Origin of the sequence: Photobacterium rosenbergii (assembly GCF_033022775.1) — a bacterium.
Lineage (GTDB): Bacteria > Pseudomonadota > Gammaproteobacteria > Enterobacterales > Vibrionaceae > Photobacterium > Photobacterium rosenbergii_A.
The window spans coordinates 785,896-806,124 of record NZ_JAWJZI010000002.1 but is presented as its reverse complement, the minus strand read 5'-3'; the positions used below and the strand labels follow the sequence as shown (position 1 = coordinate 806,124).

Sequence of the window (20,229 nt, the reverse complement as noted above, 5' to 3'; positions counted from 1 at the left end):
CATGGGTTCAGGATATAATGGTAACTTCGGTATAAAAGTAGAGAATCCAAAATAATAGGAATAACAATGAAAAAGACACTTCTGACTGCTGCGCTATTGATTTCAGCCCCACACGTTTTCGCAAGCGATAACGCTGAAATGTTCCCTGAAATGCCTGGCTTTACCAAGCACGTCATTCAGCTTGATGCGGTTGAGAATGAAAATCTAGACCGCCGCGTACAACTTGTCGCTAACAGTGTCATGAAGGTTGATTGCAACATCAAAGCGCTGCCGATGGATATCGAGCGACGTTCGCTGGAAGGATGGGGTTATTCTTACTACGTACTGGAAAAACAAACTAGTTATGCCGGCACTATGATGGCTTGTGAGAAAGAAGCTGCAGATACAGAGTTGCAGTTCCACAGCGATCTGCTGCGCTATAACTCAAAGCTGCCTTTGGTTGTTTATGCCCAGGAAGATGTAGAGGTTGATTACAAAATCTGGGCACCAGTAGAGTAGTCTTATTTTTCCTCACTAGGTGCTGATGCCCTGACTACATTGACATTAGATAGCAAAGTGACGATTTCTGAAAGATATAGCCAAGCCGCTCACGGTCTGTGAGCGACTTTTGGTATTCGGGTAATAGCTAAGTTATGACACTTTCAGCTCGCGGGTTTTCCACAGTGAGCCGACAATCGCTGTGCTGATGGTCAGTACAATCACACCCAAAGAAACCGGTGTTGGGATCGCATAGCTGGTTTCCATCAACAGCATCTTGATACCGATGAAGCTCAAGATAAACGCCAATGCTGGGCGTAGGTAGCAGAAACGGGTCAGCATACCTTCCAGCACAAAGTACAGCGAACGCAGGCCAAGCAGCGCGAACACGTTAGCGGTCATCACCAGGAATGGCTCTTTGGTAACCGCGAAGATCGCCGGGATAGAATCCAGAGCGAACATCACGTCGGTCAAAGCAATCACTGCGATCACAATCAACAGTGGTGTTGCAATCCAGCCTTTGCTGTCTTTGACGAAGAACTTATGGCCCTTGTAGTCACCAGATACCCGGAAGCACTTTTTCACCAAGCGCACTGGCAGTGACTGGGAAAAGTCCTCTTGTTCTTCTTCGTCTTCACGCCATAGCTTGTAACCGGTGTACAACAGGAATGCTGCGAACACATACAAGATCCAGTGGAACTGGGTTAGCAACTCTGCACCTACAGCAATCATAATTGCACGCAAGATCAGCGCACCCACAACACCAAGCATCAGCACCCTAGGGCGAATCGATTCAGGCACGGCAAATTGGCTGAAAATCAGAGCAAAGACAAACAAGTTGTCGACACTCAACGATTTCTCGAGCAAATAGCCGGTAAGGAAAGCCGTTGCTGCTTCACTGTTGGTATAGCTGCTCTCTGGTGCCATTAGCGGCCAGTATAGGTAAATCACCACATTGAAGGCCAAAGCCAATACAACCCAGAACACACTCCAAAGAGCGGCTTTTTTAATGGTGACCTTGCCACCACGGGTTTGGTATAAGTCCAACGCCAACATAAAGATGGTTAGAACAGCGAACCCTTCATAGCTCAAAAGGCTCATAGATTTCTCCTTTCACGATCGAGTGCGCGAAAGGGACAGGATCAGGGGAAGCCAGACCTTTCGCGCATTAATGTCACGGGCTACCTCTTGCGTTTAGGCAAATAAAGATAACCCTGCACGGATGTGCATGATTAATGGCGTTGGTCTCGTCAGGATGGTGTAGAGCGAGTGCTACAAATCCACCCTCGGCTGCCGGAAGCATAAGGCTTCGAGATGACGACAGACGAACAGTTGGTGACTACTCCCCAAAGCAGGCGCATTCTAAAAGCAAATTTCTCAATGCGCTAGTGATAATTTACACCGAAAACATAAAAAATAAATTCATTATGCATATTTTAATTCAAGGTGCTGATTTAAAGGACTAAATAAGACGTCCCGAGGAGATGTTAGCGGGCTGGAATAGTGCAGAGAGTGGTGCAAGGCCTAGTTAGAAATCAAAAATTGTCAGATTACGATGTTTGTCATTTACGATTGTTGTCATAAAGCTTTCACAGATGGGCGCTAAATTATCATTATTATTTTGGTCTATACCAAATCAGGTGGTGAATAATGCTCAAGGACAATGATAACTTCCAGCCGTATTGGTTTGCTCAGGCGATGGGAGTTGAAGTATCAGCTCAACCCAATGTGTTACAAAATGATATCCAAACTGATGTCTGTATCGTCGGTGGCGGGTATACCGGTCTGTGGACTGCCATTAATCTCAAGCAACAGCAGCCAGACCTAGATGTTGTTGTGATCGACAAAGGGCTGTGTGGCAGTGGGGCTTCTGGCCGTAACGGTGGCTGTATGCTGACTTGGTCGACAAAATACCTATCGATGAAAAAGCTCTATGGTGAAGAGAAAGCGGCCAAGCTGGTGGCGGCCTCAGAGCAAGCCATCTATGAAATTGAAGCGTTCTGTAAAGAGCATAAGATAGATGCCCAGCTTCGTCGCCATGGTACGTTATATACAGCCACTAACAGCGCCCAAGAAGGTTCGATGGAAGGTGTTCTTGCGGCTTTGGATAAACAGGATATCAATAGCTGGCAAGCGTGGGAAAAAGACAAGGTCCAGCTTGATGCGGGCTCTACTGCCCACAGCGAAGGCTACTATTCACCGGCCGCGGCTAGTGTTCAGCCTGCGATGCTTGCCCGAGGCCTAAAGCGTGTTGCCGAGCGTTTGGGGGTAAAGGTTTATGAAAATACCCCGATGGAAGATATCAATATCGAAATCCCCATTACTATTACCACCCCGCAAGCGGATATCTTTGCCAAGAAAGTGGTGCTGGCACTTAATGCGTGGATGCTGGAGCAATTCCCTGAGTTCAAGCGCAGCGTGGTATTAGTCTCTTCTGATATGGCGATCACCAAGCCCGTGCCAGAAAAACTCGATGCGATGGGGCTTAAAGATGGCAAGACGGTCGTGGACTCGCGTACCTTTGTGCATTACTACCGCTCAACACCTGATGGCAGGCTGATGCTGGGCAAAGGCGGCAACCATTTCTCATTTGCCAACCGTATCAGTAAGGTGTTTGACCAGCCTAGTCGTTACCAGTCATTGCTACGGCGCTCATTTGACCGGTTCTTCCCATCGTTGGCGGATCAATCATTTTCCACCACATGGACCGGGGCGTCGGATCGCTCGGTAACCGGAATGCCGTTTTTCGGTCAGCTTAAGCAGAATAAAGACATTGTCTACGGCTTGGGTTATTCCGGTAATGGTGTCGCACAAACCTGGATTGGCGGTAAAATTTTATCGTCAATGGTGCTAGAGCAGCAAAACGAATGGACCGAGTGCGGTCTGGTATCTGGCCCGAAAGGGTACTTTCCGCCAGAACCTATTCGCTGGACTGGTGCAATGATGGTGCGCAATGCCATTCGTCGTAAAGAAGCCGCGGAAGATGCTGGCCTAAAGCCTTCATGGCTAGATAAACAGCTGGCTAAGTTTGCCGATGCGGCTGGTAAAGCCGACAAAGGGTAAGGCGGCTTGCTCTTTCTCACCAGGTGAAAATAGGTAAAGAGCCTAAGGGCTCTTTATTTGATCATAGCCAAGTAATTTGTTTAAAAAGACATAACTTGTAACACAACCTGCTATTTAACGCTTCCCAGTTTACAGTCGCAGATTATAATGTCCTGAGTGTCCATATTGGGTAAGTTGTATGTTGATTAGGCGTCTCTACACAATTTGTCTGCTTGTTTTATTGTGGTGTGCAAACACTGCGATAGCGCAGCCTATTGAGCCGTTTAATGACAAGTTGCTTAGCCCATTAGTCAGTAATGATTATTCAAGCCATCTGAGACGGGCTTTATGTCAGTGCCCAGTCCAAACCACAGATTCGTCGATCATTACCCAGGACGATGATCGCTCTGTCTTTGATGAAGGCCATGAGGCCTTCTTCTTTAATGCGTTAAGGCGGATAAAAAGCGTTGACCACTATGCGGGGATGGGCGTCAAACCCGCCTTCACCCTTGTATTCGAGTTTCATCCCCCTTCTTATCTATCCCGTGCTTTGAAGCCAACGGCTTTACCACCCCTGCAATCTCACTGGGTTGGGCACATCCCCCACAATCATAACCGTCTTTCTGGTTGGAAAGAGGGGAATCAGCTCTATAGCCACCGTTTCGGCTAAGTCGTAGTCCATTTCATAATTTAGTTATCTGAGTGTACCAGTAGCCGATCTGGCTTGATCGCTGCTGCGTGTTACAGGCTCTTTGATATATAGAAAATAAAGGTATGACAATGGAACGTACTTGGGCTTTTCAGCAGGTAAAAAGTGCATTGTTGAACTGGAGAGTGATTGCTCTGATAGCGATCGCTTCTGTACTGATTTTACACAGTTGGCCGAGTTCACCCTTCAGCCATACATCGGTATTAGTCAATGACTACATCGAAAATACCTTGGCTGAAATGCGGCTCAACCAAGATGGGAATCTAGCCTCCCGAATGCTAGTGGATTTGATCTTTGGAAACGCTCGCCATTAAACCTGCAAGCTTGATTGGGCTTGTTAGTTCATAGGCAGCACTCAGGCCGGGAAAGCCGGTAGTTACATGTTGGAGTAGTATATGCAAGAGATGTTATTGGCTATATGGCATCATGATTTTGAAACCCTACAGCAAGTGAGTTCATTGAAATGGTTCTTGTTGTTGCTGACGTTAATCTTGCTATTGGAATCGAGTTTTGTATTTTTGCCGCTGCCCGGCGACGGCTTGGTGCTGTTTGCCGGAGGTATGATTGGGCTTGGTATCTTAGATTTCCCTACGACTGTCGCGGCCCTGTGCTTTGCTGCCACCTTTGGTGGTTTTATGGGCTACCTGCAGGGAAGGGTGTTACACCGGACCCGATTTGTGGATTGGCTGGAGCGTATGCTACCTGATGATGCATTGCCAAAAGCAAGACGGTTACTCAATAAATATGGCTTTCTCTCGCTGTTCATTTCGCGCTTTGTGCCCTTTGTCAGGGTGCTAACGCCAATGCTGATGGGGATTGCTAAATTGAGTGCCTGGCGGATGGTGGTGATCAGTGCAATGAGCTCGCTGATCTGGTGTCTTATCCTGTTGCTGGTGGGGAAGTGGGTAATGCTTAGCCCAATGCTGAGTGAATACCAGCAGATCCTCACCAAAGGCTTGGTGATGCTGAGCTTTACGTTGATGATTTCGGCCATTGCTGGATTGGTTTATCGGATGATCAAATCACGGTATGTGACTTATCGTCAGCCACAGCGGTAAATTAAAAGCGAAACACCGAAGTGCCTTCCTGGCCTAAGGCGTCCGGTGTTTCGTTCTTATACGCTCTGGATTCAGTGGTAGCTTATGAGTTAATGCAATCTAGCAAGATTGATTCAAGCTTATTGAGCCCTTCATTCAGTACTTCAGTTTCAATTGTCAGAGGTGGAAGTAACCTTATTACATTGCCTTTCATACCACATGATAGAAGAATAAGCCCTGCTTCTTGCGCCTTGCTGATAACGGTTTTGGTGAGCTCAGGTAATGGCTTTCCAGACATTGGATCTGAAAATTCAATCGCAATCATTGCTCCAAGGGTTCGCACATCGCCAATGCTGTCGACCTTAGTGCGAATTGTGTCCAGCTTGGCAGAAACAATTTCACCAATATCCAACGCTTTGCGGCAAAGCTGCTCCTCTTCAATGATCTTCAAGACTTCTAATCCGGCGACACAGCCAAGTGGAGAGCCGGCATAGGTTCCGCCTAATCCGCCGGGCAGGGCAGCATCCATGACATTGGCCTTACCGACGACGGCTGAAATAGGGAAGCCCCCTGCAATTCCTTTTGCCATGGTCATGAGATCAGGTTCAATGCCTAAGTACTCAGTCGCAAATAATTTTCCTGTACGGGCAAAGCCAGTTTGTATTTCATCGGCGATGAGTACGATGCCATGTTGATCGCAAAGCTCACGAACCCGTTGAGCAAACTCTGGCGGAGCTTGGTAGAAACCACCTTCGCCCTGAACCGGTTCAAAGATAATGGCGGCAACTCGGTTTGGCTCGATATCACAACTGAACAGATCGTCGATAGCGTTTAGGCTGTCATCAATCGAAATACCATGGTAAGCATTAGGGTATGGGGCATGGTAGATTTCATTAGGGAATGGCCCGAAGCCTGCTTTATAAGGGGCGACTTTCCCCGTTAGGCCCATGGTCATATTGGTTCGACCGTGAAAGCCTCCTTTAAATGCAATTACACCGCTTCGCTTGGTATGGGCGCGGGCAATTTTAATGGCATTTTCAACAGCTTCAGCGCCTGTTGTAAGGAATACAGCTTTTTTCTCTGAATCTCCAGGGGCGAGCTGTGTGAGCTTTTCAGCAAGCTCAACAAACGAGCTGTACGGCGTTACCATTGCACAAGTGTGTGAGAATTGATCAAGCTGAGCTTTGACCGCCTCGGTGATCCTTGGATGAGAATGACCAGTGTTATTGACCGCTATACCTGCTGCGAAATCAATGTATTGATTGTCCTCTATATCCCAGACAATGGCATTTTCGGCTTTTTTCACATATAGCGGGTAAAGCGCTCCCATACCTTGGGCGATCACTTGTTGTCTTTTATTGTGTAGGTCTTGATTGGAGTTCATGGCTAATTTCCTTTTAATTATGCTATACCGCCGAAACACATGTATTTAATATCTAGGTATTCATCTAACCCCTGTTTGGCGCCTTCGCGACCGATACCCGACTCCTTGACGCCGCCGAATGGGGCTACTTCGGTTGAGATGATCCCTTCGTTGATCCCGACCATGCCGTAGTCCAATGCTTCGGCGACATTCCAGATCCGGTTGATATTTTGGCTATAGAAGTAGGAGGCTAGGCCGTAAGGGGTATCGTTGGCCATCTCGATTAATTCTTCATCGCTGTTGAAGCGCAATATCGGGGCGACAGGGCCAAATATTTCTTCCTGGACGATATCCATATGTTGCTCGACGTCCACCAGAATTGCCGGGGAGACAAATAGCCCATCATGCTGCTTTTGCTCGGTAATCAAGGTTGCACCTTGTTCACATGCATATTGGATAATATTGTCGACTTTATCTTTAGCGGCTTGGTTGATCATTGGCCCCAGCGCTACGCCGTCTTCAAGACCATTACCGATTTTGAGTCCTGCTACTGCGGCTCGGAACTTCAGCACGAATTCATCGTGGACTTTGCTGTGGACATAAAACCGGTTGGCACAAACACATGTTTGACCAGCATTGCGGAACTTAGAAGCAATGGCGCCTTGAACTGCACTATCAATGTCTGCATCATCGAAAACAATGAATGGGGCGTTACCACCTAGCTCCATGGAAGTACGTTTTACCGTGTCAGCACATTGTGCCATCAGAAGTTTGCCTACTCGGGTTGATCCGGTGAAGGAAAGCTTTCTGATCAGTGGGTGATGGGTAAAGGTGTCACCAATAGATTTTGCATTCGAACTGCAAACGACTTGGAGTACCTCTTTGGGGATCCCTGCCTGGTAGGCCAGTTGCGCAGTTGCCAGTGCCGATAGTGGCGTAAGTTCTGATGGTTTGACGATAAAACTACAGCCAGCAGCAAGAGCTGGGGCTGCTTTTCGGGTGATCATCGCAATAGGAAAATTCCAAGGCGTGATGGCACAAGCAACACCGACGGGTTGTTTTATAGTGATGATACGTCGGTCCGAGGTATGGCCGGGAATAGAGTCGCCGTAGGCTCGTTTACCTTCTTCGGCAAACCATTCGATAAAGCTCGCACCATAAAGGACTTCACCTTTTGCCTCGGCGAAGGGTTTGCCTTGCTCCAAAGTCATCAAACGAGCAAGATCATCTTGGTTTTCGATGATTAGCTGAAACCAATGGTTTAGCTTTGCTGCGCGCTCTTTGGCAGTGAGCGATGCCCATGATTTTTGAGCTAGGTGAGCGGTTTCAATCATGTCACATAACTGCTCTGAGGTAGTGGTTTTTACATACCCAAGTACGTCCATAGTTGCAGGGTTAGTGACTTTTAGGGTGTGGCAATCCGGTTCGCTCAAAAAAGAGAGCAAACTCTGGTTCTTTATCTGTTCCATAATGTGTCCTAGTTAATGGTAATAACTAGCCTTACTCCAAGGCCTAGGTAAAGACGTGCTTATGTGCTTGTTGATGAGAGGTTATGTCGCACCTCCCGCAGGGATTTGTTGGGTAATGCAGTGGATATTGCCACCACCGAGTAAGACTTCGCGGGTTGGAATGCCGACGATGTTGTAATCGGGGAGGGCGTTTTGCAAAATGGACTTCGCCATCGGGTCAGTAAGGCTATCTAGCTCCGGAAGAAAAACGGTTTTGTTGATCATCAGGAAATTCGCATAAGAACCACCTAGGCGCTCACCAGCAAGGCGCTTCATACCTTTCGAAGGGGCGATGCCCGCCGCTTCGTGTTCTTGCAAATATAATGGTCCGGGAATAGGCAGCTTAATGACTTCAATAGTGCGTCCTTGGGCATCCAGGCTATTGACCAATACCCGAAGTGCCTCGCGTGAGATCAGGTACTGTGGATCATTGATATCGTCGGTCCAGCTTAGTACCACTTTACCAGGAGCGATCACATGCAGCAGATTATCGACATGTCCGTCAGTTTCGTCATTGAATAGCCCTTTTGGAAGCCAGATGACTTTAGTGATACCCAGATATTCAGCAAGATATTGTTCAATATCCTTCTGACTTAGTTCCGGGTTCCTACCCGGGCTTAGCAAGCACTCTGCGGTGGTATAAAGCGTGCCTTCACCGTCGGTGTGAAAAGCGCCGCCCTCAAGCACAAATGGCGCCCGGTAATGATCAATTCCCAAATGATCGCAAACTTTACCTGCCAAATTGTCATCATCATTCCAAGGGGAGTACAGCCCATTGTAGTTACCTCCCCAGGCGTTGAATTGCCAGCTTATCCCTCGCTTCTCACCTTGGGCATTGGTAACGATGGTTGGGCCAATGTCGCGCATCCACGCGTCGTTATAAGGCATGACTGCAATCTGAATAGATGGCTCTAGTAAAACCTTTGCGTCTTCACGTTGCCTTTCGCTGACGACAACCGTCACCGGGACAACTAGGTTGATTTCATTGGCGACTTTTGCAAAAGCTTGTTGAGCCGGTTTGGCGTCATCACGCCAGTTGTCCTGACGCTCAGGCCAAGCGAGCCATACTGCTTGTTGTGAGGCAAATTCAGCAGGGAAGGTAAATCCATCTTGTTTGGGCGTTGTTACAAGTTCCATCTGCAAGCTCTCTATACCTATGTGTGAGCTGAACTCCCTCCTAAAAGAGGGAGTTGGTATCGCGTATTATTTCGCGCTAAGGGAGTTCAGTTGACCGTATAAATCCGGACGGCGATCTCTAAATAATCCCCAGCTGTGACGTGCTTTTTCCGTTGCATCGAGATCGATCTCGGCATAGATAATGCTTTCTTCATCACGCGAGGCTTCGGCAAGTTTGTCTCCCGTATGATCGGTGATGAAAGAAGACCCATAGAAGGTGGTTTCAATGCCGTCATCAGACTCTACTCCGGTGCGGTTGGAGGCAATCACGGGCACCAAATTGGCCGCTGAGTGTCCTTGCATAGTGCGTTGCCAATGCCCCTGGGAGTCTAGGCTAGAGTCTTGTGGCTCTGAGCCAATTGCTGTCGGGTAGAAGATAGCCTCTGCGCCTAGTAGTACCAAAGAACGAGCAAGCTCAGGAAACCATTGATCCCAGCAGATCCCTGCACCAAAGCGACCAAATTGTGTATCCCAAACCTTAAAGCCAGTATCACCAGGGCTAAAATAAAACTTTTCGCTGTAGCCCGGACCATCAGGGATGTGAGATTTACGGTAATTGTCTAACACTGTGCCATCGGCATCGATCATGACCAATGAGTTGAAAAACGTATTGCCGCTCTTTTCGAAATAGCTGACAGGAAGCACGACGTTAAACTCTTTGGCAATAGCGCTCATTGTACTAATCAGCGGGCTGCTATCTAAGGTTTGCGCCAACTCGAAGTATTTGGCTTCTTGTTTTTTGCAGAAGTAAGGGGCTGCAAATAATTCTTGCAAAACAACCACATTAGCACCGTTATCAGAAGCTTCCTTTACGCTCTGGCGGATCTTGTCGAGGTTTTTGTCTAAATCCCAGCTGATAGCAAGTTGCACAGCAGCAAAAGTTACTTTTCTTGTCATGAATACGTCCTTGTGTTTCTTAGATTGCCAGTTTGTCGCGTAGGTTGTAGTAAGCCGCGCCCAATGCCGTGAATGGAATTTGGAAGTGGCGACCGCCTGGGAAGGCATAATGTTTGAGTGAGGCAAAGGCATCAAATCGTTCAGCATGTCCCGTTAGCGCTTCAGCCAGTAATTTTCCTGCAAGGTGAGTAGAGGTAACGCCGTGGCCACTGTATCCTTGTAGGTAATAGATGTTGTCACTGAAGCAACCAAACTGAGGCATACGTGAATAGGTCAGCAGGAAGTTACCAGTCCATGCGTAATCAATTTGTATCCCTTTAAGTTCTGGGAAGACTTTATCCATTTTAGGGCGGATCAGTTGCTCGATATTTTGCGGATCACGCGCTCCATAGACGACGCCACCTCCAAACAGAAGGCGTTTATCAGCCGACAGACGGAAGTAATCAAGCAAGTAGTTACAGTCTTCAACACAGTAGTCAGAAGGCAGAATAGTCTTGAGCTGCTCGTCACTGAGCGGGGCAGTGGCGACAACTTGGGTTCCACACGGAATCGCTTTGTTGCTGATGTTTGGAGCCAGGCCTCCAAGGTATGCATTTCCTGCCAAGACGAGGTATTTAGCTTTTACTGAGCCTTTCTCGGTATGGGCAATTGGCATTTGGCCCTTCTCGATACGGGTAACGGCGGATTGCTCGAATATTTGGCCTCCCATTTTGACAAAGGCATCGGCTTCACCAAGGGCCAGTTTGAGTGGGTGGATGTGACCCCCTCGCATATCAAGTAGGCCGCCGACATACGCCTCAGTACCGACTGCTTGTTTAACATCGTTCTCGTCCAGCAGTGACAATTGGTTGTTGCCGTAGCGCTCCCAGTTTTTCTTATGTTCTTCAAGCCCTTTCAGCTGCTTGTGGTTAAGAGCTGTGAAAAGTCCGCCTTGTTTAAGATCGCAATCAATATTATGTGTTTCGACAAGCTGGCGGATAATATCGCCGCCTTCAAAAATCATATTGCAGAGTTCAGACGCTGTTTTGCGGTCATAGCGTTGCTCGATAACATCAACATCACGGCTGTAGCTATTCACAATTTGACCGCCATTACGGCCGGTAGCACCGAAACCTACTTTGGCACTTTCAAGAACAGCAACACGAAAGCCTTTTTCGGCTAGGTGCAAGGCTGATGATAGGCCTGAGAATCCTGCTCCGACGACACAGACATCGACTTCGATGTTGTCTTGCAGTTGCGGATACGCCGGCATATTCGGGATAGAGTTGGCATAGAATGAATCAGTATGTGTGGTCATTTTCTAATCCTTTAGTTGACTTACAGGCGAATCCAAGTGGTTTTAGTTTCGGTAAACTTGTCGAAGGCGTGCAGTGACTTATCCCGACCGTTACCGCTCATTTTGAAGCCGCCAAACGGTACCGTCATATCCCCTTCGTTGTAGTTATTTACCCAGACAGAGCCTGCTTCAAGTTGCTTTGCGACTCGGTGTGCTTGGCTCAGATCTGATGTCCATACGGCAGCACCTAGACCATATTGAGAGTCGTTGGCAATGCGGATAGCATCGGCTTCGTCCTTGAACGGAATCACACATAATACCGGGCCGAATATTTCCTCTTGAGCAACGCGCATTTCATTGTTGACGTTGTCCAAAATCACCGGTGCTACGAAGGCACCGTCACCTTCGATGTCACCACCACAAATCACAGTGGCGCCTTCTTGTTGGGCTAGGGTGATGTAATTAAGGACTTTTTGCTTATGCTCATGATCAATAAGTGCCCCCATACAGCTGCTTGGATCCAGCGGATCTTTAGGAGCGAAACGCTGAGCGGCTGAAACGACTTTATCGATGAACTCATCCTTGATGCTTTCTTCTACTAATAGCCTTGTTGCTGCTACACACACTTCACCTTGGTTATAGAAGCAGCCTCCCGCGGCCTCAGATGCAGCTTGATCTAGGTTGTTATAGTTAGCGAAAACAATATTGGCGTTCTTACCGCCGGCTTCGGCCCACACACGCTTGAGGTTTGTTTCACCAGAGCTCACCATTAGCTGGCCTGCAACCTTGGTTGAACCTGTGAAGGTAATGCAGTTAACATCATGGTGACGGGCGAGGGCTTCACCAGCTTCGTGACCTAAACCGGTAACAACCTGGAAGACACCAGCAGGAAAACCAGCTTCATTAGCGAGCTGCCCGAGATAGATAGCGGTGAGGGATGACTTCTCCGAAGGCTTGAGGATGACACTGTTACCAGCTGCAAGCGCAGGCCCTAATTTCCAACAGGCCAACCAGAGAGGGAAGTTCCATGGCACTATGGCTGCAACAACACCGATTGGCTGGTGGCTGATAAAGGCATGTACATCTTTTTCGGTGGGGGCAACTTCACCATATACTTTATCTAATGCTTCGGCATACCAACGGAGTGATGATGCCGCACCTGGAATATCAGTGCTGTAGGCATGTGAGATTGGCTTGCCGGTATCAAGTGATTCCAGCAATGCCAAGGTCTCATGGTGTGACGAAATTAAATCGGCAAATTGTTGAAGCACTGCTTTACGGTTAGCAGGGCTCAAATTTTGCCAGTCGCCTGCACTAAAGGCTTGGCGAGCATGTGAAACCGCAATGTCGACATCTTTCTGTTTGCAGCGGGCAATATCAGCAAGCTTTTTCCCTGTAGCTGGATTGACAGTCTCAAACGTTGAATTATCTACTGCTTGGCAGTATTCGCCATTAATAAAGGCGCGGGTTTCGAGTTTTGTTTGATTCTGTAATTCAATCCAATCCGATTGCGATTTCATACACTCTCTCCTTGAAGGACAGGGTGCTAGAAAGTCGCCGGTGTATGCGCGCTAATTATTCTGCAAACCCTGTCGGTTTTATTTGAAAATTTATGAGCTATGGTCGTGTCGATTAAATACGACTCGCCCTGACGAATGAGGTATACCTCTCCGTTGTATTCCAGCTCGATTTCACCTTCGAGCACTGTTCCGGCTTCTTCGCCTTCGTGACGGATCTCCGAAGCACCAGTGCTTGAATGCGGGCTGTATTCCTCGATAAGAAAGCCCATTTTTCGTTCTGTCGTTCCGTTGCTGACTAATTTCATCGAAACAGCTTCGTTGCCTATTTCAATTAATTCATTTTCAGAAATGACGACTTTAATTTTTTCTTCTCTGTCTTGTTCGAAGGTGAAGAACTCTGACAAAGAAAGAGAAAAAACATTAACGATTTTTTGCAAAGAACTGACGGAAGGGCTGACCTTTCCGTTTTCAATAGATGAAATAGCACTATTTGTCATTTGTGCTCTTTCAGCCAACTCACGTTGTGATAACCCTTTTTGTTTTCGTAAGTTGGCGATTTTTTTACCTATCGCTTCGTTGTCCACTTACTCTGACTCCATTTCGTTGTGATGAAGCCATAATAAAGTGTTTAAATAAAAATTGTGAGAAATGATTTTGTCTTGCTTGCCATTCTGGGTGCCATTGCACACCTATAAAGTAGGGGTGGTTATCAAGACTAACCGCCTCAATCAAGCCGTCTGTTGCACAAGCTTCCACACGCAGGCCGGGAGCGAGCTGATTAATGCCTTGGTTATGTAACGTATTGACGGGTATTTCTTTTTGATCATTAAGCCACTTAGAAAAATGACCACCATGCTCAACCATGACTGCGTGCTTTGCGGCGTATTTCTGGCCGAAGTCATCGGTCTGATCTTCGCGATGATCATTGAAGCCTGCATGATGGACAAAAGGGTAAAGTGAACCGCCCAAAGCGACATTAATTTCTTGGAACCCACGGCAAATACCGAGTGTTGGAATCTTTTTATCTACGGCTTGTTCAATTAACTGAAACACTAATTCATCACGGCCTTCATCTGTCATTGCCTCTTCGTGTGCTGCTCCGTATCGGTGAGGAGCAACATTTGAGTGGCTCCCTGGCAATAAAATCCCATCAACATTGTTAAGTAGTTGAGTCAGTTGATTGCCTTTGGCTGTTGCTGGTAGTAGCACAGGGACACCGCCAAAGTCAGTGACTGCATCAATGTAAAATTGGTTAACAGATTGGATTGCATAGCCACCCAGTGATTTTTCACAGCATGCAATTGCAATGACTGGCGAAATATTCATTGTTGTTATCCCTTGCTCGAAATATTTAACACTTAAGTTACAAACTGAATTCTCATACCGCAAGGTGGATAACCTTGGGGAATGCGATTTTTGTGATTTTTGTCACCAAAATGGCAATTTTATCGATTATTCGTGTTCGAAATATTGAGCAAAAGGAAACTTGTGTTAATAATTTGTTGCGGAAGTGATGTGTTTTGGTTTTTTCTTTTTTGTGGGTAAATATCTAATTTAAAAGAAAAAAGTTTCATATCCGCAGGTTGTGAACTGAATTTTGCGTTCTAAATAATTGATAGTCATCGATTGTTCACAGCATCTGATAGCAAGAATTATGTTCGGAGAATAATGTATGGATGCATTTGATTCTGAGGTCAGAAATTTTTTACAGAAATGGCCCGAAATAGAATTTGTAGATTTGGTTTTTACAGACATAAACGCATGTCCCAGAGGAAAACGGATTCCCATCAAGGCATTGGCGAAAGTGAAAAAAGGGGTACCACTGCCTGTTTCGACAATTAGTTTGAATATGGCTGGCAGTGTCGTGGAAGAAGCAGGACTAGGCGAAGAGTTAGGTGAGCCAGACCATCTTTGTTTTCCGATACCGAACACATTGACAAGAACGGTTAATCCAAATGTGGCCCAACTGTTGCTTACAATGATGGATGCTTCGGGAGAAAAGCCAACATCACTTTTTATTCGCAACGTTTTGGAAGATTTACAAAAGCAGCTTCACAGTAAAGGGCAGTACCCTGTTGTCGCACTGGAACTGGAATTTTATCTAGTTGATAAGTCAAGAATGGATAATGGTTTGGTAAAACCTGCCTTTAATCCAAAGAAAAGAATGCAGGAAAAAGATACCGCTGTTTACGACATTGAAAATTTAGATGATTACGCAGAGTTCCTTTCAGATCTGAATACGGCGGCTGCCGAGCAAGAGCTCAACACATCCGGTGCACTGTCTGAATCGGCTCCAGGCCAATTTGAGATTAACTTTAATCATCAAAAAGATGTGCTGAATGCCTGTGATCAAGTCCTGCTGGCGAAGAGGCTCATTCGCCAAGTGGCCCACCAACATAACTTTGATGTCACATTTATGGCCAAGCCATTTGCCCATGAGGCGGGTAATGGGCAGCACATCCATTTGAGTGTGGTTGATGAGGCGGGCAATAATCTGTTTTCGGATCAAAATGGTGCAGCGAGCCCGTTTTTCTATCAAACCTTGGCCGCAATGATCCACGCGGTACCAAGCTCCATTGCACTTCTTTGCCCTAATGTGAATTCTTATCGACGATTCTCGGCTGGATCATACACGCCAACAAAAGCGGACTGGGGGCATAACCATCGCGGTGTAGCGCTCCGTATCCCAATGAGCGATAGCAACAACCGTAGGATTGAACATCGCATTGCTGGCGCTGATGTGAACCCCTACATATTGGCCTCGGTTGTTTTGGCCAATGTGCTTGCCGCCGAAAAGTTTACCCCAGAACAATGCCCTGATCCCCTTAGTGAAACAGCTCCCTCAATGCCGACACGTATGTCTGATGCGCTTGCCGAGTTGGAGAGAGGGGAGTTTGGGGATTACCTACCTAAAGAGTTTTTACACATTTATCATGCTTGCAAGCAAAGTGAGCTTGCTGAGTTCGAAAGTGCTGTAACTCCATTAGAAGTTGAATGGATGCTGCATACCGCCTAAAAGAAGAGGGAACTTGTATGACCACCCAAAACACGGTGCTTGAAACACCGGTGAAATTCAATAGTAGTTACTGGCTCTATCTGTTTGCTGTATTTGGTGCCATTATCGGTTTTGCTACCATTGGTAGCCTTCATGAAGAGGGACAAGCATACGGTTGGCTTAGCCTATTACCGACAATATTCGTCCTGGCCTTTGCACTGCTAACCCATCGCACTGTTGAAGCACTTTTTAGTGGGGCGATAATGGGGTTATTGATGATTAACCCTACAGAGTTTGTCGGCGGTGTTGTTGATGTGTCAATGACAGTAATGATGGATGAAACCATTGCCTGGGTTATTTTGGTCTGTGGTTTGATGGGTGGCCTTATCGCTATTTTGGAAAAAGGCGGCAGTATCTTGAGCTTGAGCCAGGTACTGGTTAATAAGGTGAAAAGCCGTAAGCAATCTATGCTGTTGACTTTCGTGTTAGGTATCTTGGTATTCATTGATGATTATCTGAACGCCATCGCCATTTCATCATCAATGAAAAGGATCACGGATAGCTACAAAATCTCACGAGAGAAACTGGCTTACCTTGTCGACTCTACTGCTGCACCAATCTGTATCATCATCCCTATTTCGACATGGGCAATTTTCTTTAGCTCATTACTTGAAAGCAATGATATCGCAGCTTCGGGCGAAGGCTTAAGCGTTTATATTCAGGCTATCCCATACATGGCTTATGGCTGGGTGACGCTGGCGGTGGTATTTCTTGTTGCCATGGATAAGCTGCCTAACATTGGTGCAATGAAAAAAGCCGAGCAGCGTGCTCAACAGGGGCAGGTAAAACCTGAAGGCGCGACAGAAATCAATTTTGGTGAAAACATCAAGCCACATTCGAATGCCACATTGGGCGTGCTGAATTTTGTACTCCCAATGGTGGTTTTGGTAGCGGCAAGTTGGTATTTCGACATTGACTTACTAGCCGGTGTTTTTGTTGCCATCATGTTCACTATCTTCTTCTACGGCATGCAACGCCTGTTGTCCCTGAGCTCTATGTTTGATGCTATCTATGATGGGATCAAAGTGATGATGGTGCCGCTGGCAACTGTAGTTGGTGGCTTTATGCTGAAGAATGTTAATGATCAGCTAGGGCTAACGGAATATGTCATCGAAGCGGTATCACCTTGGCTTTCACCAACCTTGTTCCCGGTCATTATCTTTTTGGTCATGACAGCGTTGGTATTTGCGACGGCATCTTCATGGGGACTATTTGCGGTAGCAATGCCAATTGTTTTCCCTCTAGGTGCGCATCTAGGTGTGCCTGTCCATATTACTGTTGGTGCGCTTCTGTCTGCTTCTGCAGCAGGTAGCCATTCCTGTTTCTTCAGTGATTCGACAGTGCTCTCTGCTCAAGGCTCTGGGTGTACAGCGATGCAGCATGCTCTGACGCAGATGCCTTATGCGCTTATCGGTATTATTTCGACCGCAATCTTCTTTGTAGTGGTTGCATAATGCTTGCTTAATTCAGCTTTGTTCAATGCAGCTGAAATGAAAAGCCAGAGTTTTCGTGACTCTGGCTTTTTGATTTTACTTGGACAGTTCGGCTACCGATTCAATACAAATTGCATCGTGACGCCAATATTCCAAATCACAGTCAATCACGTTGTCATGTTGGTCATAGTTGAGGCGCTCTACTAACATCGCAGGGCTTCCCGCGGTTGCCCTAAGGTGCTGCGCCGTTTCACCGAGCAGGGACGTGGTACTGACCCGGTATCGGGTTTTCGAATAGATCACACCGTACTCTTCACGGTACAGGGTGGTTAATGACGAGGTGAAAGATTTTTCCAGCAAGTTAGGAAAATACTTCGGCAAGATGAAGTTGGTAACCACCACAACAGGGCGTTCATCCAGAAAACGCAGGCGATCGACACGGTATACTTCCGATAAGGGCGGTACTTTGAGCAGCGAGGCAGCTCGTCGGCTCGCTGGCATTAGCTTGGCATCGATAAGTTCAGTGCGAGCCAAACGACCTTGCTCCTTCGCCATTTGTGGGAAGTTGGTGGTGTAGGTAGGGTCGTAGCTTAGCGGCGTCGGTGATACAAACCAACCCCGGCGATCTTCTCGGTATAGCTTTCCTTCCGCTTCCAGCAGCGCCAAAGACTCACGTAAGGTAACCCTTGTGGTATTAAATGAATCCGCAAGTTTACGCTCGGCCGGTAATTTGTTGCCTGCAGCAAGAAGGCCTGCATCAATCTGTTCGCTGATGGCTTCCATGATTTTTAAATATTGCACAATTGACCCTATGTAAATGCAAATTCGATTAATCCCTGAAATAAGGGTGTTAATCGGATTGACATTATATCCTTTGAACAGCCGTTAGCTGTAGCTATATCCGATAAATCAATAAAAAACAAACGGTAATAGACGTTATAATACTTCTATTACCGTTTGGGTAAACCTTAGCGTTTTCGCCAGGCTTGAGTGTAACGCTCGATAATTTGGATCGTACCGACATGAGTCAGCTTGATCAGTGCAGCGGTGAGTAAAATCATCACGGCCATGGCGGCTGCAGGGCCGGTTTGGCCCGCATCATCCATATTCAAAACTGACACTGATGCTGGCATGGTGTTGGTTGCGTACAGAAAGACAATCGCAGACGTAGTTGTCATGGCATTGACGAACATGTAGACCGCAATTTCGAGTACCGCTGGTAAGCAAACCGGCAGGGTCACTTTGAAGAACACCTTGTACTGAGGCATCTTGATTGAGGCAGAAATCGCCTCAACTTCAGCAGGTAACTGCTTGAGCGCTGTCAGTGCAGTCATATGGCCGACAGTGTAGTAGTGGATCACGGTGTTGATCACCAAGATAGCCATGGTGCCATATAACACCGACATTGGGTTTGCCTGGTTGTTGAAAAAGAAGATATACCCCAAACCCAACACCATACCCGGTACAGCCATTGGAATGATGGCTATCATTTGCAACAAGTTACGAATAGGGGCGAAGGCACGGCCTTTTTCTACACAGTATGCACCGATGAAAATCACAATGGTACCGAACACCGCGACATAGCTGGCAAGCTTGATAGAGTTGAAGTACGGTGCCCAGCCATAAGTGCTGAATTGGGCAAAGTTATAATTGTTCAGGCTAAGTGTCAGGTTCCAAGGCCAGAAGGTGACCAGCGAGCCGTAGATAGCCATACCGATAACCGCCAAGATACACAATGAAATCAGGCTGCAGAACAGGAAACACAGGCCATCGCGTAGCTTGTTTGGTTCAGGGGTGTATGCAACAGAGCGTGAGTCAAACAGCCCTTGCTGTTTCTTCTTTACCCAGCGGTCTACTGTGAATGCAAGGATGGCTGGGACCAGTAGGATAACACTGGTGACCGCACCCATAGAGAAATTCTGCTGGCCGACAACTTGCTTGAAGATATCGGTCGCCAATACGTTGTAGCTGCCGCCGATCACTTTTGGCACACCAAAGTCACAGACCACCAGGGTGAACACCACAATTAGCGCGCTGATCAAGCCGTATTTCGCTGCCGGTAGCGTGACAATGAAAAAGGTCTTGAATGGTGAGGTATTGAGCGCTTTTGCAGCTTCGTATAGCCGCGCATCAGACGTTTTTAGCGATGTGGTCAGGATCATTACCGCATGCGGGAAGGTCCAGAAGATCAAGCCGATCGCAATACCGATTGGGCCGTATACCGAATTCCCCATCAGCATATCCTTTGCAATACCTTGGTTACCGAACAAGTAGATAAGGCTAATAGCGGGGAGGAGCGATGGCGCCAAAATTGGGGCTGCACCAAGTACGTTGAATAGGCCTTTAAATGGCATGCAGCTGCGGGTGAGGGCATAGGCATAGCCAAATGAGAGGAAGCCAACAAAGAAAGTCACGATCAAACCAATATTGATAGTGTTCTTCAAAGACTGCCATAGGGCCGGTGACGAGAAGTAATTGGCAAAGTTCTGCAAGCCAACGAACTCTCCTTGGTTGTTCATTACACTTTTCTGCAGCATGGCAAACATCGGGCCCAGCACAAAGATCCCCATGATGATCAGCAGCATCAGTAGGATAGCACCGAGTGTGATGTTGTCTCGGCTCAGCGAGTTCTTGAAAACAGCCAGGCGCTGCGGCAGGCTTGATTGACGTGTTGCTTGCGCGCGCTGGTTAGTCGTCACATTCGACATGGCATTTGTATTTGCATTCATCGCGGTT

The 20,229-nt window shown here is 47.1% G+C and carries 18 protein-coding genes; 7 read left to right on the top strand and 11 right to left on the bottom strand.

All coding sequences use genetic code 11. The features are described from left to right. Nucleotides 1-66 precede the first annotated feature (66 nt). Nucleotides 67-498 (top strand): ecotin family protein, encoded by a 432-nt coding sequence (locus R2X38_RS07885; RefSeq protein ID WP_317521659.1) that lies wholly within the window; start codon nucleotides 67-69, stop codon nucleotides 496-498. Between the two features lie 132 nt (nucleotides 499-630). On the opposite strand, the gene R2X38_RS07880 is transcribed toward R2X38_RS07885, so the two are convergent. Then, a complete protein-coding gene (locus R2X38_RS07880; RefSeq protein WP_317521658.1) occupies nucleotides 631-1,578 on the bottom strand; it encodes a TerC family protein in 948 nt (315 codons plus the stop codon). A gap of 549 nt (nucleotides 1,579-2,127) precedes the next feature. On the opposite strand from R2X38_RS07880, the gene R2X38_RS07875 reads away from it, so the two are divergent. The 4 genes from R2X38_RS07875 (at nucleotide 2,128) to R2X38_RS07860 (ending at nucleotide 5,286) form a co-directional block, all read left to right on the top strand. Then, nucleotides 2,128-3,540 (top strand): FAD-dependent oxidoreductase, encoded by a 1,413-nt coding sequence (locus R2X38_RS07875; RefSeq protein WP_317521657.1) that lies wholly within the window; start codon nucleotides 2,128-2,130, stop codon nucleotides 3,538-3,540. Between the two features lie 178 nt (nucleotides 3,541-3,718). Beyond that, entirely contained in the window at nucleotides 3,719-4,189 is a 471-nt protein-coding gene (locus tag R2X38_RS07870) for a hypothetical protein (protein ID WP_317521656.1), read from the top strand. 110 nt (nucleotides 4,190-4,299) lie between these two features. Then, complete coding sequence (locus tag R2X38_RS07865) at nucleotides 4,300-4,542, top strand: hypothetical protein (RefSeq protein ID WP_317521655.1); 243 nt, start codon at nucleotides 4,300-4,302, stop codon at nucleotides 4,540-4,542. 81 nt (nucleotides 4,543-4,623) lie between these two features. Further along, nucleotides 4,624-5,286: a DedA family protein gene (locus R2X38_RS07860; protein WP_317521654.1), complete on the top strand. Its 663-nt coding sequence runs from the start codon at nucleotides 4,624-4,626 to the stop codon at nucleotides 5,284-5,286. Between the two features lie 82 nt (nucleotides 5,287-5,368). On the opposite strand, the gene gabT is transcribed toward R2X38_RS07860, so the two are convergent. The 8 genes from gabT to R2X38_RS07820 all read right to left on the bottom strand — a co-directional run bounded on the left by gabT (nucleotide 5,369) and on the right by R2X38_RS07820 (nucleotide 14,331). Beyond that, nucleotides 5,369-6,649 carry a 4-aminobutyrate--2-oxoglutarate transaminase gene (gene gabT / locus R2X38_RS07855; protein WP_317521653.1) on the bottom strand — a complete coding sequence of 427 codons (1,281 nt, stop codon included), beginning with the start codon at nucleotides 6,647-6,649 and terminating at the stop codon, nucleotides 5,369-5,371. A gap of 17 nt (nucleotides 6,650-6,666) precedes the next feature. Beyond that, nucleotides 6,667-8,097 (bottom strand): NAD-dependent succinate-semialdehyde dehydrogenase, encoded by a 1,431-nt coding sequence (locus R2X38_RS07850; RefSeq protein ID WP_317521651.1) that lies wholly within the window; start codon nucleotides 8,095-8,097, stop codon nucleotides 6,667-6,669. Between the two features lie 81 nt (nucleotides 8,098-8,178). Continuing rightward, entirely contained in the window at nucleotides 8,179-9,273 is a 1,095-nt protein-coding gene (aguA, locus tag R2X38_RS07845) for an agmatine deiminase (RefSeq protein ID WP_317521650.1), read from the bottom strand. Between the two features lie 66 nt (nucleotides 9,274-9,339). Continuing rightward, nucleotides 9,340-10,209, bottom strand: coding sequence for an N-carbamoylputrescine amidase (gene aguB / locus R2X38_RS07840; RefSeq protein ID WP_317521649.1), 870 nt, complete (start codon nucleotides 10,207-10,209; stop codon nucleotides 9,340-9,342). A gap of 19 nt (nucleotides 10,210-10,228) precedes the next feature. Further along, entirely contained in the window at nucleotides 10,229-11,506 is a 1,278-nt protein-coding gene (locus tag R2X38_RS07835; protein ID WP_317521647.1) for an FAD-binding oxidoreductase, read from the bottom strand. A gap of 20 nt (nucleotides 11,507-11,526) precedes the next feature. Then, entirely contained in the window at nucleotides 11,527-13,005 is a 1,479-nt protein-coding gene (locus R2X38_RS07830; protein ID WP_317521645.1) for an aldehyde dehydrogenase, read from the bottom strand. Nucleotides 13,006-13,031: 26 nt separating this feature from the next. Then, nucleotides 13,032-13,589, bottom strand: coding sequence for an HTH-type transcriptional regulator PuuR (puuR, locus tag R2X38_RS07825; protein ID WP_317521644.1), 558 nt, complete (start codon nucleotides 13,587-13,589; stop codon nucleotides 13,032-13,034). After that, entirely contained in the window at nucleotides 13,567-14,331 is a 765-nt protein-coding gene (locus R2X38_RS07820) for a gamma-glutamyl-gamma-aminobutyrate hydrolase family protein (protein WP_317521643.1), read from the bottom strand. The genes puuR and R2X38_RS07820 overlap by 23 nt, the downstream gene beginning before the upstream one ends. Nucleotides 14,332-14,677: 346 nt before the next feature. On the opposite strand from R2X38_RS07820, the gene R2X38_RS07815 reads away from it, so the two are divergent. After that, nucleotides 14,678-16,021, top strand: coding sequence for a glutamine synthetase family protein (locus tag R2X38_RS07815; RefSeq protein ID WP_317521641.1), 1,344 nt, complete (start codon nucleotides 14,678-14,680; stop codon nucleotides 16,019-16,021). Between the two features lie 17 nt (nucleotides 16,022-16,038). After that, on the top strand, nucleotides 16,039-17,514 hold the full coding sequence (locus R2X38_RS07810; protein WP_317521640.1) for a Na+/H+ antiporter NhaC family protein: 1,476 nt from the start codon (nucleotides 16,039-16,041) through the stop codon (nucleotides 17,512-17,514). A gap of 75 nt (nucleotides 17,515-17,589) precedes the next feature. Here R2X38_RS07810 and phnR read toward each other — a convergent pair whose 3' ends face one another. Both phnR and R2X38_RS07800 read right to left on the bottom strand, forming a co-directional pair. Further along, a complete protein-coding gene (gene phnR, locus R2X38_RS07805; RefSeq protein ID WP_317521639.1) occupies nucleotides 17,590-18,294 on the bottom strand; it encodes a phosphonate utilization transcriptional regulator PhnR in 705 nt (234 codons plus the stop codon). 167 nt (nucleotides 18,295-18,461) lie between these two features. After that, a complete protein-coding gene (locus R2X38_RS07800) occupies nucleotides 18,462-20,222 on the bottom strand; it encodes a putative 2-aminoethylphosphonate ABC transporter permease subunit (RefSeq protein WP_411184811.1) in 1,761 nt (586 codons plus the stop codon). Between the last annotated feature and the right edge of the window lie 7 nt (nucleotides 20,223-20,229).